We start from the raw sequence: 15,742 nt of genomic DNA, 5'->3' as shown, positions 1-15,742 counted from the left end.
AACATCCCGGCGTCGCCGTCCTGGTGTCGGTGGGGGCAGGGGTAGATCGCCAGGCCGTGGCGTTTTTCGTGGTGGGTGCGGGCCGCACGCGCGGTCCTGCGGGTGAAGTAGGTGCGTTTGCCGCCGCAGTGCGGGCAACTCACCCAGCACGATGTCGGGCGGTGTGTTCGACGGGCCACTTTCCGGTGCTCCTATTCGACTGGGAGATATAGGTTCTCGGACCGAACGTCAACGCCGGGGCGGTGACCTGAACTGCGGCGTTTCTTCGTCCGGGCCAGGTCGGATTTCGACACAGCATCCGCTCTATCTGCCAGGTTCTCGGTTCCGTGGTCGAGGTGAAGTTCAAATGAAGTCGGCCGCGAGATGAAGCACGCAGTGGTGGTCCTACCGGGACGATGTCGGTTCGTCAGGCGGCGCGGGTGATCTGCAGGTTCAGCCAATCCGAGACCCACTGGATGGCGTTGCGGCCGGCGTTGTCGACGACGAGGTTCTGGTAGCTCTGGTGTGCACCGGAGGCGAAGAAGCTGGCCGCGTTCAGGCCCTCGCCGACTACCGCGGCGAGATCCTCGGCCCCCTGCGACTGCGTCATCGTCGACACCGACCCGGCGAGTCCTGCGAGGTCGAGGGTCTGCGCCTGCGTGGTGATCGCGTTGCCCACGGGATTGGTCTGTTTGCCGAGCAGCGCGGGGTCGGTCTTGCTGGCTTTGCCGGTGAGCATGTTCGCGGCCACCGAGGCGAGGTCGAGGCCGAGTGGGATCAACGCCGTGGTCTGTGCCGCGGCACCGACCGGGTCGGGTAATACCCCGGGCGGGGGAAAGAGCTTGTCCGCGGCGGCCCACGCAATTTCCTGGGCTTGACCGGCGATGGTGGCCAGCTTGATCACGTCGACGTTGCCGAGGATGCTGGTGACCAACGCTGCGATCTGGGTGTATCCGGACGGGTCCGGGATGATCGCGAGGATCTGGGAGACCCACTTCAAGTCGACACCGGCGGCCATCTTCACTATGGGCTCGAACTGCACGTTCAGCTCTCGGGCGGTATCGCGGGCGGCGCGGACATCGCCGGCGGCAATTCTTTGCGGGAGCACGATCAGGTTGTTCAGGATCTTCGGAATATCGAGGGCAGTGACGCCGGTGACGACGTTCAGGGCCTGGTCGACGACGACTTTCGGTTTGAGGACCGACAGCACGCTCGACGCGGAGGAGAGGGCATCTGCCGGGGTGGCGGCGACGGGTGCGATTTGGCTACCGAGTGATGCGGCGGTGCCCGCGAGTTGAGAGATTTCGGGTGCGGTGGCGGGCAGGGTGGTGGCGCCGTTATTGGCGAGTTTGGCTGCGGTGTTCGCGATCGTGGCCACCGAGTCGAGTGCACCGCCCAGGTCCGCATGGCTGGCTGTGGTGAGGACCTGTGCGGCCGCGTTTTCCGGTGTACCCACCGGGGCTGCGGCCAACTTGCTGGTGGCGGCGGTGTTCGCGGCCCCGGACTGCAGCAGGTCGACCAGTGGGCTGAGCGTCTTACTCAGCGAGGTTGCGGAGTCGGCGATCTGGTTCACATCGATCGAGCCGCCGGTACCGTTGCCGGACAGTTGCTGTCCGAGCGCGTCGACATTCGATCCGAGACCGGGCAGGTCGGCGTCGGTGAAATCCGAGGTCAGCGCGTGGGCGACCGCCGCGGTACCACCATCCGCGCCGGCACCGGTGCTGGTGTTGCCGGGGGTCTTCGACAGGATCGATCCGAGCGATCCGAGGAACGGGTTGGCGCCCTTGCGGATCGAGCAGTACAGGTCTTTCGGATCGCAGATCGAGGCGACCCGCCCCGACAGCGTGCCCATGCCCTGCGACCGGGGACCGGCGATCCCCTCCCCGGAGGTCGTCGGTCCGACCGGTGCGGCGCCCTTCGTGCCGGCACCCGGGTCGGCGATCAGCGCCACACCGAGGACCTGGTCCGCATCGACCGGCCCTTGATCGTTTCCGATCGCCGACGCGAGATCGCCTGCAGCGTCTGCACCCTGGGAGTATCCGGTGATCGTGATCTTCGCGCCCCGGCATTTGTCGGCGTAGGACTTCAACACGGCGGTGGCCTTGCTGACCGCGTCGAGTTTGCTGTCGGCGTAGGTGTGGCCGTTGTCGAACGCGGACGCCATGTACGGCAGCGTGTAAATCTGTGCGCGGGCACCGTTCTGTGCCCTGATTGCCTCCGCGACCGGGGCGAGCATGCCTACGGGCTGGTTCGGGTCGGCGTGCTCGTTGGTCTCCCATGTGCCGGGGATGAGCAGGTTGAATGTCGACACACAGCCCACCGGGGCGGCGTTGGCGATCGCGGGTGCGGTAAGAGCGACGCCGACGACGACGGTCGCAGTGGCGATCAGGGCGACCGTGCGACGGGTTCTCGAACGTCTGGCGGGCATGGGCACCTCGAATTGCCGGAAGGGACACTGCTGCCTACCTTCACCCATTTCGGTGTTTCCCCTCAACGGGGTGTCGGGGTGCCCCCGCTCCCTTTTCGGGTGCTGACCGGTGAGAATGGGCCGGAGTCGGGTGTTTTCACAGGCGATGGAACAAGGGGCCACCCGACCCGTGCCGCGGCGGGCCGGTGGGGGGTGGTCCCCAGGCGTTTTTAGATCCAGTCGATGTGGACGGAGTCGATGTGGTCGAAGTGGAATCCGAACTGGTCGCTGTACTTGTCGAAACCCTTGTTCTCCGGGTAGTCGAGTGTGGCGTGCCGCTCCAGCAAGGCCACGACCCGGGCGTGATCATCGTTGGCCAGCGCGGCGGCCAGTTCGCGGGACTCCTCACTGGTGAACGGGGTGTCCGAGTTCGCGAAATCCAGTGTCCGGACCCGGTAGTCGTAGCCCTCGTCGGCGCCGTTACGGACCATGACGCCGCCCTTGACGCGGATGACCGCCTTTTTGGGTGTTCCGTCGGGGCGCAGTACGCCGGCGCGTTTCATGATGTCCTCGGCCTTGACGTTGCGGAGTTTCTTGCTGGCGTCGGCGCGCAGCTCGTTCGTTTCACCGGACCTGTACCGGGAGACGGCGGAGCGGGACCGCCCGATCTTGGCGGCCACGGCATCGACGCCGCCGAGGCGTTCGATCGCCGCACGCCGCTGGGCACGCTCGACGACGTCGGCGTGCGGGATGCGGCCCTGTTGCGCCCACCGGCGCAACGTGCGCGCGGATGGGGGTGTGCGGCCGGCATCGATCGCGGCCTGCCGTAAGCCCTCGTTGCCGAGTTCCTTGCGCAGTTGTTTGACGGAGACCTTGCTGGTCAGTCCGGCCAGGCCCCCGCTTTTGACTTGCTTGGATTTTTCGACGCCGCTGGTCGCGGCGTTGGCGACGGAGACCTTGAGGCCGTCGAGGCCGACCGCCTCCTGCGCGGGCTTTTTGGTGCGGGGCTTCGGGAGATGTAGGGCCATCAGAGCACCCCCTCCCCTTCGTCGTCGGTGTCCTCGTTGTCGGCGAAGGCCGCCTTGATCGCGAGGTTCACCTCGTGTACGTCCTCGGCCGAAGTGAAGGCGGACAGGAGTGTGTCGGTGAGGACCACGTCCTTCTCGACCGACATCTTCCCCAAAGCGTCGCTCGGGTCGGCGATGTCCTCACCGCCGGAGAGGAGGTACACCCAGGAGTCGGTGACGGTGCGGACCGGCCAACGATTGTGTTCGCGGGCGATCCGCATCGCCACCCGGCGGCCGCGCCACCGGCAGTGCGCGATAATCGACGCGCGCCAGAGCGGTTGGTGGTGATGTTGCATCTGCTTCGCAGTCCACATGTCCGGGTTCACCATCCGCCCGATGTAACCCTTGTAGCAGGTGCCGAGGAACCGCTTCGTCGCGTCGTCGTCGGTGTCCACCGCGACCTTCCGTGCCTCGCGGAGGATTTTGGCCCACTTGTCCAGCGCCCGGCCCTGCTGTGGGTAGACCCAGGCCTCGGCGATGTCGAGGTCGTCGAGGTCGGCGCCGATTCCTCCGTCTGCGACCGGTGAGCACAGTCCGTCGAGGCTGACCGTGCTCACCCAGGTCTGCACCGGTTGGTCGGCGTGCATGTGCGGGTGCGGCAGAGGTATCTTTCCCGGAAGTGACAGTGTCTGCCCGGGCGGCAGGGTGATCCGCCACAGCCCGAACGGGGCACCCTTCTCCCCCACTGCCGCGGCCGCAGCAGTGTCACCAGTGAGGTGTGTGGGTTGCCCGTAGCCGAATTCGAGCATGCCCGCGGAGGCGAGGTAGGCGGCGCGTTGATCGATGGACACCAACCGGGTCGTGTCCTCGAGATCCTGCGCGTCGGGGACGCGGGTCCAGCCGACCGCGGGTTCGAGGTCTCCCCGCGGCGCGCCGTCCAGCGGTGGGACCGAACCGGGTGTGGTGACGACGATGCCTTTGCCGCTGCGGGTGCGTTCCCGCTTGATCTTGTCGACGAGGGCCGCGCCGGTCCGCGCGGGCGTCGGCCCCGGGAGCACCCCGAGGTGCGCGGCGCACCACGCCAACCGGCGACCGAGCTCCCGTGCCGCCGGGAGGTCATCGTCCGGGAGATACGTTCCCGCGGTGGGTGAGCCGAGGATGCCCATGTCGCCGACCCGGTTGCGCCAACCGAAGTCCTTGTTCCAATAGGTCCACACGTACGGTTCGATCACCACATCGACCATCGAGGTGAAATTCCCGATCGAGCGGGACAGGTGCACCACGTGCCCGGGGTCGCCGCGCAACTCCCAGCCCGCGTTCAGCATTGGGGTGAGGGTGGCGTGCAGGACGGCGGTCAGTTCCTGGGCGGCGCGGTTGCGCAGGGCCTCCATGTCGTCGACGTCGTCTTCGCTGCCCGGGTCGATGATCCACCCGAGCAGCTCGCACGCGCCCTGTCCGACGACCCAGATCTGTGCGGGGGCACCCAACGGTGTCAACGAGGCCCAGCGAATCAGCTTGTCCAGCTTCTCCACCGAATCGACGGGACCGGTCAACTCCCGCCCGGAGGGTGTGAAGGTTCCGGCGGCGGTCACGATCAACGCATGGCCATCGGCATCCTCACCCACTGGCAGCGCCTCCCACACCGGCGGATCCGCCGCGTCATTGCCAGCCTCTTCGCTGCCAGCCTCTTCGCTGCCAGCCGTGTCGCTTTCAGCCGCGTCGTCGTGCACTTCGTCGCCGTCGACCGCAGCGTTGTCCACTTCTTCGCTGTCCGTCTCGGGTGTCGGCCGGGACGGGGCTTCGGCGGGGTCGGCGGCTTCGGCCACATCCGACCGCTCGGGCGATGCAGGGTGTGCGGCAGCGGCCGGCTCAGAATCCGCATGATCGGCTTCGACGAAGACATCAGCATCGACAGAGACAACGTCCTCATCGGTGAGGAGAAAGTCATCGTCGGGGAGAACATCATCGGTGGAGGAGGGAGATGTCGTCAGGGTTGTCTCGGGCAGTGCGAACAGGGGGATCTGTTCCCACGGACTGCTCATGACTCCTGCTCGGTGATCCGGCCGTCATGATCTGCCGGCGGGACGTGGTAGCGGTCGAAGAACTCCTGCAGCGCCACGTCCACGACGTTGGTCACGGTGGATTGGCGATCGTTCACCAGCCAGTTCAACCGGGCTTCCGTCGAGGCCAGGACGCGGGTATTGAGCGGAACCTTCGCCGGGCCCTTCCGCGGTTCCAGCTTCGCCGTCAGCTCCGGACTCGGCGTTCCCGGGCCGCCGACGTCTCCCGCACCGGACGCGCGCTTCGCCGCCTTTACGGCTGCTCGTCCGGCCCCGGTCGGGCGGCGGCGGGCGCCGCCTTCGGAATTTCCTACCTTCGCCATCCCCACCCACTCGTGTTCGGTGTGCCTCCCGTGTACGTGCGCGGACATCACCCTACCCACTACGCGCCGTGTTGCCGGTATTTTCGCTGGCATGTTTGCGCGCAGAGTTGCGCCCAGACTGTGACGGGGTGTTACCTCGCGCCGAGGGCATCGACGGGTGCTGGCGGCGACGACGCCGGAGACACTGCCCGGGCCGTCAGCGCAGGAAACCGTCATGACTCGACCACCGCGGAGTCGTCAGTCCACCAGCGTGATCGGCACCCCGGGCGTGATGAACAGGTGGTGCCGGGCGCCGTCATGGGTGAGCGACATCGCCACACCCAGGGTGTGTCCCTCGGCGAACCGTGCGAGCAGCTCCCGGGTGGCCTCGAACCTGGTCTGGCTGATGCCGTAGGTGACACCACCCAAAAATGAGGCTGGGCACCATACCCTCCTTTGCTGACGGTGGATCGTTGCCGAAAGTCTCGCTGACAACCCCTCGTCCATTGGGCGGACACACCGTCTCGGTCCGAGGGGGGTATCTGCTGGGGCGGGGCTACCAGCGGTGGACGACGGTCGGGTTCGGCTCGTCGCTGCCCCGAATCGCGATCGGAGTCGCCGGCGTGATCAGCAGGCGAACCGTCGAGTTCTGGCTGACGAACCCGACGAATCCACCATTGCCGTTGTCTGCGAAGATGCCCCGGATGGCGTCCTCAAGGCCGTGGGCGGCGGCCGCATCGGCGAGTGGATATCGGACCCCGTCGTAGATCGCTTCGTAACTCATCATCCTTCTCCCGCCGGTCTCGTTTCGTGGTGCTCACCAGCGTAAGAGCGCCGGGCCGCCGGTCGGGGCCGACGCCGACGCCGACGCGTTGTCCGCAACCGACATTCGACCGGATCGCTGCCCCCAGAGCGATTGCGGCCAGCCCCTCACCCGCGCCACCGTCGACCTCGCCAGGGAGCGCCGCACCGGCGGCGCCCCCGTTTAGCTTCTTTAGCGTTGCCAGGGACCGCCACCCGGCACAAGGCCTGGCCGGTTACCGTCTGTCGGTATGGGGACCACCTTCCACGGGCCGAGCCCGTGGCCACACATCACCCGCGCCATCCGCACCCGCGGCGCCCGGTACGCCGCGATCGGCTACCTCGGACAGGACGCGCCCGCCCTGCTTCCGCTGCGCGCCGGGGACGTCCTGGTCGTCAACGCCTCCAAGGCCGCGGTCCGGGCGCACGCCACCTCCCCCGCCGCCCTCGCGTACTACGTGAACAAGGGGGTGCGGGTGCTGTCGTCGCCGACCCTGCACGCCAAGGTGATCGTCACCAACACCCGGGCGGTGATCGGGTCGGCGAATGCGTCGGAAAACTCCACCCTGGCCGACGACGCTGTGGTCATCACCGACGACCCCGAGATCGTCGCCTCCGTGCGTAAGTTCATCGACGGCCTCGACGAGATCACCGAGGTCGATCAGGTGTTCCTCGACGACGCGATCCTCGAGTGGGAGATCGGCCGCGCGGTCCCCCTGCCCGGGGTCACCGGCCGCGTCCGCACCGAGACCGATTTCCTGCCGACGCCGGTGACCCGGATGTTCGTCAAACACGCCGTCGACTACGAACCCACCCGCACCGAACAACAGGTCCTCGACGAGCAGCGGGGCCGGCACCACAGCCGCGGCGGCCCGGCGGCGAAGTACCAGCTCGAATCGCTTCGCCTCGACAGGCCCAGCGGGGTGAGACGGGGCGACGTGATCGTCTTCGTCTCGGCCGATGACGAGTGGATTTACGCGCCGGCGGTCGTGGTGTCCGATCCGATGAAGATCCCGCGGTCCGGTGGAGCGGTTCTGTACTTCCTCCGCCTGCGCACCGGCCTGTCTCCGCTCCCCCTCCCCGGCGCCGAGAAGGCGCTGACCAATCTCGGGCACCCCGGGTCACGGCTGCGGACCGACCACTACGTCCGCTCCCCTGGCCTTAGGTCCGCGTTGCTGGGGCTGTGGGACCTCTGATCCTCAGCGAACCTGGTGTCAGTGTGAGAGTCAGCGCCGCAGACCCGACGAGCCCGACCGGTGAAAACGCTGGACGGCACCAGATACCGCGACACGGCGCGGCGCTCCTCGAGTCCTCGGACGCGGGTGTCGCCGCGACCATCTGCCTGGCGGTGCTGACCATCCGCGCGTGCACCGTCCTCAGATCCGTCGTGCTGGCCCTCCTCATGCTCGTCGCGGTCGCCGGCCTTGCCGGCCTAACCATCGCCGCCCTCCGACACTGCCCGCATGTCCTTCTCCGCTGCCGTGTTGGTTCCGGTGCTGGAGCGTCACCGAGCCTCGTGCGTTCGTCGCGCCTTGGTGGACCCACCCCACATCTGCTCACGCCGGGTGGTGGGTTGGTCGATCGCCGACCACATGCGCACCGATCTCGTCACGGACGCGATCGAGATGGCGGTGCGCACCCGCGGTGGTGACGTGCGTGGCGTCATCTTCCACAGCGACCGCGGATCTCAGTACACCGCAGCAGCTTTCGTCGATGTGTGCCGCCGTCATGGGATCCGCCCGAGTCGAGGCCGCGTTGGCTCGAGTTACGATAATGCTCTCGCCGAGTCGTTCTTCCAAGGACTCAAGAGGGAGTGGCTGCACGGACGGAGCCGGACGTCGAAGTCGCAGGCACGGCTGGAGTTGTTCGAGTGGCTCTCGTACTTCAATCGACGTCGCCGCCATTCCGCCCTCGGAGATACCTCACCCCGGTGGAGTTCGAACAACGGCTGATCGCGTCGTCTACGCTGTCAGTCGCCGCATGAAATCGGGTGTCCACTCCCGAGGGGCAACCTCAGTGTCCACTGGATTGGATCACCTGCACAGTCATGTCACCCTCACGCTCGCGACGTCACCGAACCGTGGCACCAGCATGGCACAGCCGACCGACGAAGTAGAGGCCCGAAATCCGGTCCTGACGAATCCATGACCCCCAAACCGTCGGCCCGGCTACGACAGATTTCAGTCGGCGCCGCTCGATCCGTCACCGATCCCCCAGACGTGCGATGCCGGATCAGTAGGCGCACGGAAGGGTTGCACGATCTAGGCGCGGATGCTGCCACGAAATGAGCGGCGCTCACCGCCACCTGGCCACCTCGAATGTGTGATGCAGTAGTCAAGGGCTGCGTGGAACGCGCTGGCGTTCTCGTCCTTGAGATCGATCTCGTACTCGGCACTGACGACGAGTAGCTGATGTCTCGCCCTCATCGCCGGACATGTCTGGGTCGATGTCATCGACCAGTTCCGCCACAGCCCTACTCGCCGCGAGAACGACTCCCGGGGTGGTCGATACGGACGAGGCACCACGACGGGCACCTTGCGTTGCACAATACGCAACCCACAAATTGAGATGCTAGCTAGCGTAGCGGAGTTAGCTATCCTCGCTTCGAGGTCACGGTCACGGTCGCGGAGCCTTTTCGGCGCACGATTCATGACGATGCCACTTCCGCGGCAGCCATCCGGCCGCCGACAAAGAAAACAGACAACCGCCCAAGCTCGGGCACTTACGTCACAGTGATGAAAACTTGTCCGCGCTCTCCCCCTGCCACCAGCGCCGCACAGCAACACCAGAATCACCGCGACGCCGACGGTCGCAGCCCACGGCACGCCGAGCGGAGTCGTCAGGTTGCGGCCCCGTCTGCCACGATCGCGAGCGCCCCACATCCGATCATCGCACGGGTCGCCGCGCTCCACCATTGGGCTGTGGTGCACCACTACGGCCGTCATACCTGAGTATTCCGTGCCGAGGGCGCTGACTGACGAAACGACATTAGTCCTGGATCTACTCGCCCACTTCGAGATCGAGTGGCGGGATGGGTGTGCCTGCGGCGGGCGTCAGCGTCACCAGGTACCCCAGAGGAGACCGCGACTAGAACTCGACGGGTATACGCTGCTGCATCCTGCGGGCGTGTTGTTGCTTCGCGGTGATAGCGGCCTCGATACGGCAGCTCAGGTTTTCGTCGCCGAGGTGTGGATCGTCGAACCCGGCCACCACCGCCAGCTCTGTTCCGATACGGACGTGGGCAGTCTTATTGACCACCGACCCGTCGTCGCGGCGCGCCAGCTCGCGCCCCGCGGCGATGACCTGAGCCATGGCGTCAACGCGATTGGACGCTTCCCCCGCGCGCACCGATGTCCGCTGAGTCTCCAGATCCCAAAACGATACGAACCATTCCACGACCGGTCCCTCATCCACTCTTCTCAGGTGAACTGCGTAAATCACCAGCATCCAACCTGCAATGCGGCGCCCGCCCACCTGCAATGCGCCGACGTTGTTGCGTCTGCATAGCGGCCCACGTCCGGTTGTCCGTTGCATCCGAATCTGACGTTGCGTTGCCAATCTCGCACTGTCGGCGTTGCGTTGCAACTCCATCTGGCTGTGCTGCAACGTCGAGCAGCATTGCGGTCAAAGGCGCTGGGTGTTGCAGCCGTTCGAGAGTCCCTGGGTGTGGGGCGTGCCCCGCGCTGTTGGTCGGTCGTCTCCCAGTCGAGCGCCGGAGAGTACGAACTGGCCGTCGCCGCCCTGCTGTGGGCGGATGTTCAGGGTGTCCCGACCAATGTGTACTGCGGATCGAGCGTTGCCGCATTGCGTCCGTCCGCAATCTCCTCGAGTTCCGGCAACGGGGGCGTCCGGAACCCGGCGTCGACCGCGCGTTGCGCAACCTTGTCGAACCGGCGCATTGCGGTGCTTGCGGCCTTGGCCCGCGTGAGGGTGGCGATCTCCGCGTAGCTGTGCTGTTCGATGATCCGCAGTCGGGCCGTCTCCTTCACTACAGGCTCGAAGTCGGCGCACGTTTCGATGAAGTCGAGGAGGTTCTCGATGGTCTGGGCCTCGTCCGGCAACACGAATGGCTCTTGCGAGTCCTCGAGCGCATTGCTGACCTTCAGTGCAGCGGCATTGCTTCCGTCCAGTGCATTGCGCGCAACGTGCTCCTCGGTGAGGGTCGCAACATCGGTGCGGTCATCTGGGTTCGTTTCGGTTGGTTGCGCGGCATCCGCAACGCCAGTGGAACTCTCAGGTCCGGTTACGGCGGCCGCACGGCTGTCGTCGAGTGCCGAGGAGTCGTCTGCCGTTGCAACGTCGGCGAACTGCGCAACGGTCTGAGCAATGCGCGGCGCAACGTCGGGGTCCTGAGCAATGCGCGGCGCAACGTCGGGGTCCTGAGCAATGTGCGGCGCAACGATGTCCGCAACATGGCCAACGTTCCGTTCGGATGCCGGCATCGACTCTGCCGCCACCGTCGGATAATGGTCCGCGATGTCCTCACCGTCCTGCTGTTCGCGGTCGCGGGTGTCTCGGACGACCGCGGTGTACTCGGTGTGGGCGGTGCCGATGGCCTTGATGAGGATTCCGACACCGTGGGTGAAAGCTAAGACCAAAAGTGGCGGGATGACTGCGATGAGCGATGCGCCGGTTGGAGTCAGTGGGGTGTATCCCAGGTCGATGCCAGCTGCAGCACTCCGTGCGGCGGCTTCCCCGGCGCGGTAGGCGTGGTAGGCGTTGCCGAAGACGCTGATGAAGACGACGACCACTGCGAGCCAGAGGAAGAAATGCTTCCCCGTTGCGCTGCCGTTGATTTTGCTTAGCGCAACGATGGCGATCGTTGCGCCGAGGATTGCGCCGTCGACAATGGCGGGGAAGATCCAGGTGAGGTAGTGCGGGATTCCGGCCTGCAATGCGAGGTCGCGTTGCACGGCGAACGACAGCACGAACGCTCCGGTGGTGATACCGACCGCAATGGCGATCGCAACGATTAGGGCCGCAATGAGGGCGCGGAGCTGGATTCGTGCTGCTCGGATACTAAGGTCGTTCATGATCGGGGTTTCCTTCCACGGGGTCCCGGTCCACGAGGCCCCCGCCGGCGCAATCGGCGGGGGCCTCCTTGTGTTGGTGCGGCCAGCGTTTTTCGGTGGGGGTACCTCGAACCACGAGCGTCCGCCTAGCACCGATAGCTAGCGTCGCTATTGGCGCTAGCAGCCATTCTTGGCCAGGTACTCGATAAGCGCGGCGTCAGTGACCGACGAAATGGTGATGCTCCGATCCCCGGTCTCGTAGCGCAACTTGTCCACACCGCGCGTCAGGCGCGCCTTCGTCGAGGGCCGCAACCGTACGTTGTGTTGTTCGCTGAGCTTCTCGACAGGCGATGCCGCCTCGGGTGCAGGAGACAAGACCGGCGTGACGGGCACGTCGGCGACACGTCTGATGGTCGATTCGGTCGGAAGTTGCGTCGGCTGCTCGTCGACGGCGGCCGGGGTGGGGTCTTTGACGACCCGGGGGCGCTCAGGAAGATCTGCGGCAGGGTGCGCCGGCCTGCGGATAGCGGGTTCACGTTGGACGCTCATACGGTCGCTCCTGCGGTCTTGATGGGTAGTTCGTTGAGAAGGTCGGTGTAGGCGAGCTGCAGTGACAGCGATTTTCCGCCTGTGAATTTGTGGATCGGGGTGCGCGCGCTGTGTGCGTCCTGCCGCGTGGCGTATTCCGGGATGGTGGTGCGCGCGACGAGGTCGCCGTAGACCTCGCGCAGTTCGCTCTCCCGGAATCGGTGTTCGCCTGTCCCCCGCTGTCGGCTGAGGACGATCTTGTCGATGGCCAGGTTCGGGTTGGGGCGTCGCTGGACGTTCTCGACGGTTTCGAAGAGCTTGGTGACGCCTTGGACGCTGTCGATAGTGGGCTCGGTCACTGCAATGACCCCGTCCACTGCACAGAAGACGGCGAAGAGGAGTTTGCCGAGCGACGGTGGGCAGTCGAAGAGGACTGCGTCGTAGGCGGAGAGGTCGAGGCCCTCGAAGGCGATGTCGAGGCGGAAGATGAGGTCGTTGGCCCCATCCGACTCGATGTTCGCGAGCGTCTGGTCGGCCGGGATCAGGTCGACGCCGTCCCATGGGGTGGCAATGACGGCGTCGATCGCCGTGCCCGACGCGGTTCGGCTCATCAGGTCGTAGGTTGTCAGCATCTCGTCGGTGATGGTGACGCCTACGCCGTTGGTGGCGTTGCCCTGGGGGTCGACGTCGACGATGAGGACGTGTCCGCCGGCGTTGCTTATTGCGCTCGCGAGACCGAGGGTCGTGGCGGTCTTGCCCACTCCCCCTTTCTGATTGCAGATCGCGCATTTGCGTGTCATGACTTGGTTTCCGTTCCGTCGAGGCCAGGAGACTTCCAGATGCGCGCGATGAGCGTTAGTGCAACTCCGCACGCTCGCGTAGGGAGCATAGCCAGGCTTGGCTGCTGAGCTAGCTCGACACGCCGAGCAACGCTAGCGTTCTTTGCTAGGTGAGCTAGCGTGCATATTGCAACTAGCTTCTCTAGTTTTGCTTTCGTAGCGATCGACGCTGCCGACGCAGACATAGCTATTACCTCTACGGTTGCGATCGTATCTACGGTGTCTGTAATCGCATTGCTCGCAACACTTGCTGCACTAGTTTTCATAGCGACGTTAAGTACGAATGTGCCTATAGCGATGACAGCAACGATCGATAGTTGAACTTCCCTAGCAAGCATCGCACTCGTAGTTTTGTTCGCACTCATAGCTCTGCAAGCAACCCTATGGCCCCTAGACTGCGTTGCCAGCCTAGTAAGGCTAGAAAGGCGAGTCAGCTTAGACGTGCGAGCGTCTCTAGAAAACGGGGCTACTGTAGCGCTCATACGGCGTCTAGCTCACGTAGATATCGTTGCTGGCATCTCTCTGATAGCCACGATTGCGAGAATTGCTGCGCTACAACGAGTAGTTGTGATCGTATCCCTAGCAGGAATATCCGCGATATGAAGGCTAGAGACCATAGCCCAGATAGCCTGGATAGTTATGCTTCCCTTCCTGCTATCAAAGTAGATCCCGCCAATGCTACAGGAGCTAGCATTGATATTTCAGCAGGTCAGTGGGTCGCCGCCCCAAATATGCACGAGGCACCGTCACGCGAAACGCATCCCTCCAGCCAGATCGCATCTGCCTAGGCGCGGCGGAACCCGGCGAAACGGAGCAGGCCAGGCTTCTGGTTATCGCAGTTCGACATGCTGCCCGAGCGGATCTCGCCCCGGATCAACCGAGCACGATTCTCGGGCTAGCCGCGCTCCGCTAGCTAGGCTAGCGTCCTTATCTCTGTGAGCGAGAACTGCTATTTCCGCGAGCGGCCTTAGTGCAACGGTCGCTTCACTGCTAGCTACTACTTCACTCCTAGCAGGAGTAGGCGGGCGAGCAATCAACGCTCGCCTAGCAAGCCAAAATAGCTGGAATAGCGTTACTAAGATACCTAGCGTCTCTATCGACGCTAGGTAGCCTTACTAGCATCGCACTGTGGGGTTACATCACTTTCCCAACGAGCGCACATTCGCTGGGCCGCGGCAGGCCGTGTGAATCGGGTGTGCACAGAGCCAAGCCGACGGTTCACGGCAGTAATCGGTGGGCGAGTTGTTCGGCGTTGAGTTGCCGAATGGCGTCATCGACGGCGCAGCGGTCGGTGAGGTCGACGCCTCGCTCGGCAAGCGCCGCGGCCACCTGTTTGGCAGGGCCCCAAGCAGTTTCGTCGTCAAACGCGTCATGGAACTCGGGCAGGAAGGTGTCGACAGCATCAACGACGAGGCTGATCCACTGGCGGTCGATCCCCTGTTGGGTCAGCACGAAGGTCAGCCATCGGCGCAACACGAAGGGCAGTGCGTTGCGTTGGTCGGCGTCGAGGACTGCTTTGCGGGGAAGCCAATCTGTAAGCAGCAGCATCACCTCGCCCGGACTCCAGCACAGCGCCCCGGCGCCGATGTAGCCGTCGCCATAGTCCAGGAACAGCTCGGCCAGCGACCGGCTCACCTCGTCGTCGCTTCCGATGTCGGTGAGGAAGTCCTCGACCAGTTGGCGGCGCCTTTGCTCGGGAAGTCCGACATGTTCGGGCCATTCTGGCAGGTAGTCCCGGCAGCGGGACCATGCCAGCGCCTGGTGATCGCGAAAGTCCTCGTCGGTGGTGCGGGGCCAGGTCATGTCGGTAATGCGCAACGCGTGCGCGAGATCGGCGAGCACCTCGGCGACCGGGACCGGCTGGAGCGGCATGGGTGCCTCGTCGGGCTCGCGCAGCTGGTCCCAGGTGGTGGCTGCGCCAGGATTGAGGAGAGCGAGCTTGTCGATCATCAGCCCGCCGACCTGGTAGATATTTGCCATCAATGTGTGTGGGTGCGGTCCGTCGTAGTCAATGAACAGGACCCGTTCGCTGTCGTACACGTCGACCGCGCGCCACGCCGCGGTCGGGGTCCAGGCCTCGACGGTGTGCCAGGTCGGCAGTGGTTGGGTTTCGGTCAAGATGTGGAGGGTGTCGGTCAGCATGGCTGTGTCGGACGCGGGTGCGACCCGCGCGAGCGCGTCGATCGCGGCCAGTGAGTGCGGGGACGGTGTGGTGCATGCTCGGCCGGTGACCTGCATGCACAGTTGATGCTCGGGTTCGTGTTCGGTCACTGCCGCCGTCGACCACGCCTCGCCGAGCCAGCCGCTGGCCCAGGTCTCCGCGGTGAGCGCATCGTCGATTTCGAGGAGTTGCCGGGCGTCGCGCAGCAGAAGATCGGCGGGGTGGAGTTGCCGGGGAGGACGGCGAACGGGTCGGCTTTTGCCGCCCTTGCGGCGGCCTCGGCTCTTGGGCATATTCGCAGTCCACCACAGGCACCGGCCAAGGCGCTATCACGGCGCGCCGTCCGGCGAGATTCCGGCGACGTCCGTATGTGCCGTCACGTGACAGAAACTGTAGATAGCCGGGACATCAATGCTCGCCTAATGGGAGTCGATCGGCGAGCCTTCGACAGGTGACTGCCCGTCCACGACAAGCTGATCACTGAGCCGCCGGCCGGTGAGCACTGCTCTCGCCTGGAGTGAGGTTGATTCCTAGAGTTAGATTGTGCCCCGGCCGGTCGGTGAGGTCGCCTATAGCGCTGATGGGATGTCGTGCCGTATGAGCACTGATCCATTAGGTCGATGCCGGGTGCCTCTGGGCTCGAACA

At 65.1% G+C, this 15,742-nt stretch carries 12 protein-coding genes and 1 pseudogene; 2 read left to right on the top strand and 11 right to left on the bottom strand.

Features of this window, described 5'->3' with window-relative positions; all coding sequences use genetic code 11:
- Nucleotides 1–406 precede the first annotated feature (406 nt).
- From ROP_RS39010 to ROP_RS38990, 6 genes are all read right to left on the bottom strand, one after another.
- Nucleotides 407–2,407 (bottom strand): cutinase family protein, encoded by a 2,001-nt coding sequence (locus tag ROP_RS39010; RefSeq protein WP_012687123.1) that lies wholly within the window; start codon nucleotides 2,405–2,407, stop codon nucleotides 407–409.
- Between the two features lie 209 nt (nucleotides 2,408–2,616).
- Complete coding sequence (locus tag ROP_RS39005; RefSeq protein WP_012687122.1) at nucleotides 2,617–3,414, bottom strand: hypothetical protein; 798 nt, start codon at nucleotides 3,412–3,414, stop codon at nucleotides 2,617–2,619.
- Nucleotides 3,414–5,435 carry a hypothetical protein gene (locus ROP_RS39000; protein WP_043827440.1) on the bottom strand — a complete coding sequence of 674 codons (2,022 nt, stop codon included), beginning with the start codon at nucleotides 5,433–5,435 and terminating at the stop codon, nucleotides 3,414–3,416. The genes ROP_RS39005 and ROP_RS39000 overlap by 1 nt, the downstream gene beginning before the upstream one ends.
- Nucleotides 5,432–5,824, bottom strand: a complete 393-nt coding sequence (locus ROP_RS38995) for a hypothetical protein (protein WP_012687119.1) — start codon at nucleotides 5,822–5,824, stop codon at nucleotides 5,432–5,434. Before ROP_RS38995 ends, ROP_RS39000 begins: the two co-directional genes overlap by 4 nt.
- A gap of 189 nt (nucleotides 5,825–6,013) precedes the next feature.
- On the bottom strand, nucleotides 6,014–6,184 hold the full coding sequence (locus ROP_RS43675) for a hypothetical protein (RefSeq protein WP_012687118.1): 171 nt from the start codon (nucleotides 6,182–6,184) through the stop codon (nucleotides 6,014–6,016).
- Between the two features lie 127 nt (nucleotides 6,185–6,311).
- Complete coding sequence (locus tag ROP_RS38990) at nucleotides 6,312–6,539, bottom strand: hypothetical protein (protein ID WP_043827490.1); 228 nt, start codon at nucleotides 6,537–6,539, stop codon at nucleotides 6,312–6,314.
- Nucleotides 6,540–6,807: 268 nt separating this feature from the next.
- Between ROP_RS38990 and ROP_RS38985 the strand changes: the two genes are divergently transcribed.
- Nucleotides 6,808–7,752, top strand: coding sequence for a phospholipase D family protein (locus tag ROP_RS38985; RefSeq protein WP_012687116.1), 945 nt, complete (start codon nucleotides 6,808–6,810; stop codon nucleotides 7,750–7,752).
- 354 nt (nucleotides 7,753–8,106) lie between these two features.
- Nucleotides 8,107–8,540 (top strand): annotated as a pseudogene (locus ROP_RS38980) (IS3 family transposase); the annotation flags it as partial.
- Between the two features lie 1,103 nt (nucleotides 8,541–9,643).
- Here ROP_RS38980 and ROP_RS44710 read toward each other — a convergent pair.
- From ROP_RS44710 to ROP_RS38955, 5 genes are all read right to left on the bottom strand, one after another.
- On the bottom strand, nucleotides 9,644–10,147 hold the full coding sequence (locus ROP_RS44710; RefSeq protein ID WP_012687113.1) for a hypothetical protein: 504 nt from the start codon (nucleotides 10,145–10,147) through the stop codon (nucleotides 9,644–9,646).
- A gap of 167 nt (nucleotides 10,148–10,314) precedes the next feature.
- On the bottom strand, nucleotides 10,315–11,589 hold the full coding sequence (locus tag ROP_RS38970; RefSeq protein ID WP_012687112.1) for a DUF2637 domain-containing protein: 1,275 nt from the start codon (nucleotides 11,587–11,589) through the stop codon (nucleotides 10,315–10,317).
- 156 nt (nucleotides 11,590–11,745) lie between these two features.
- Nucleotides 11,746–12,117: a hypothetical protein gene (locus ROP_RS38965; RefSeq protein WP_012687111.1), complete on the bottom strand. Its 372-nt coding sequence runs from the start codon at nucleotides 12,115–12,117 to the stop codon at nucleotides 11,746–11,748.
- A complete protein-coding gene (locus ROP_RS38960) occupies nucleotides 12,114–12,896 on the bottom strand; it encodes a ParA family protein (RefSeq protein WP_012687110.1) in 783 nt (260 codons plus the stop codon). The genes ROP_RS38965 and ROP_RS38960 overlap by 4 nt, the downstream gene beginning before the upstream one ends.
- A gap of 1,257 nt (nucleotides 12,897–14,153) precedes the next feature.
- On the bottom strand, nucleotides 14,154–15,389 hold the full coding sequence (locus tag ROP_RS38955) for a hypothetical protein (RefSeq protein ID WP_012687109.1): 1,236 nt from the start codon (nucleotides 15,387–15,389) through the stop codon (nucleotides 14,154–14,156).
- Nucleotides 15,390–15,742: the final 353 nt, after the last annotated feature.

It is taken from the genome of Rhodococcus opacus B4 (genome assembly GCF_000010805.1).
GTDB classification, from domain to species: Bacteria; Actinomycetota; Actinomycetes; order Mycobacteriales; family Mycobacteriaceae; genus Rhodococcus_F; species Rhodococcus_F opacus_C.
This window is presented reverse-complemented; position numbering and strand designations above follow the sequence as displayed.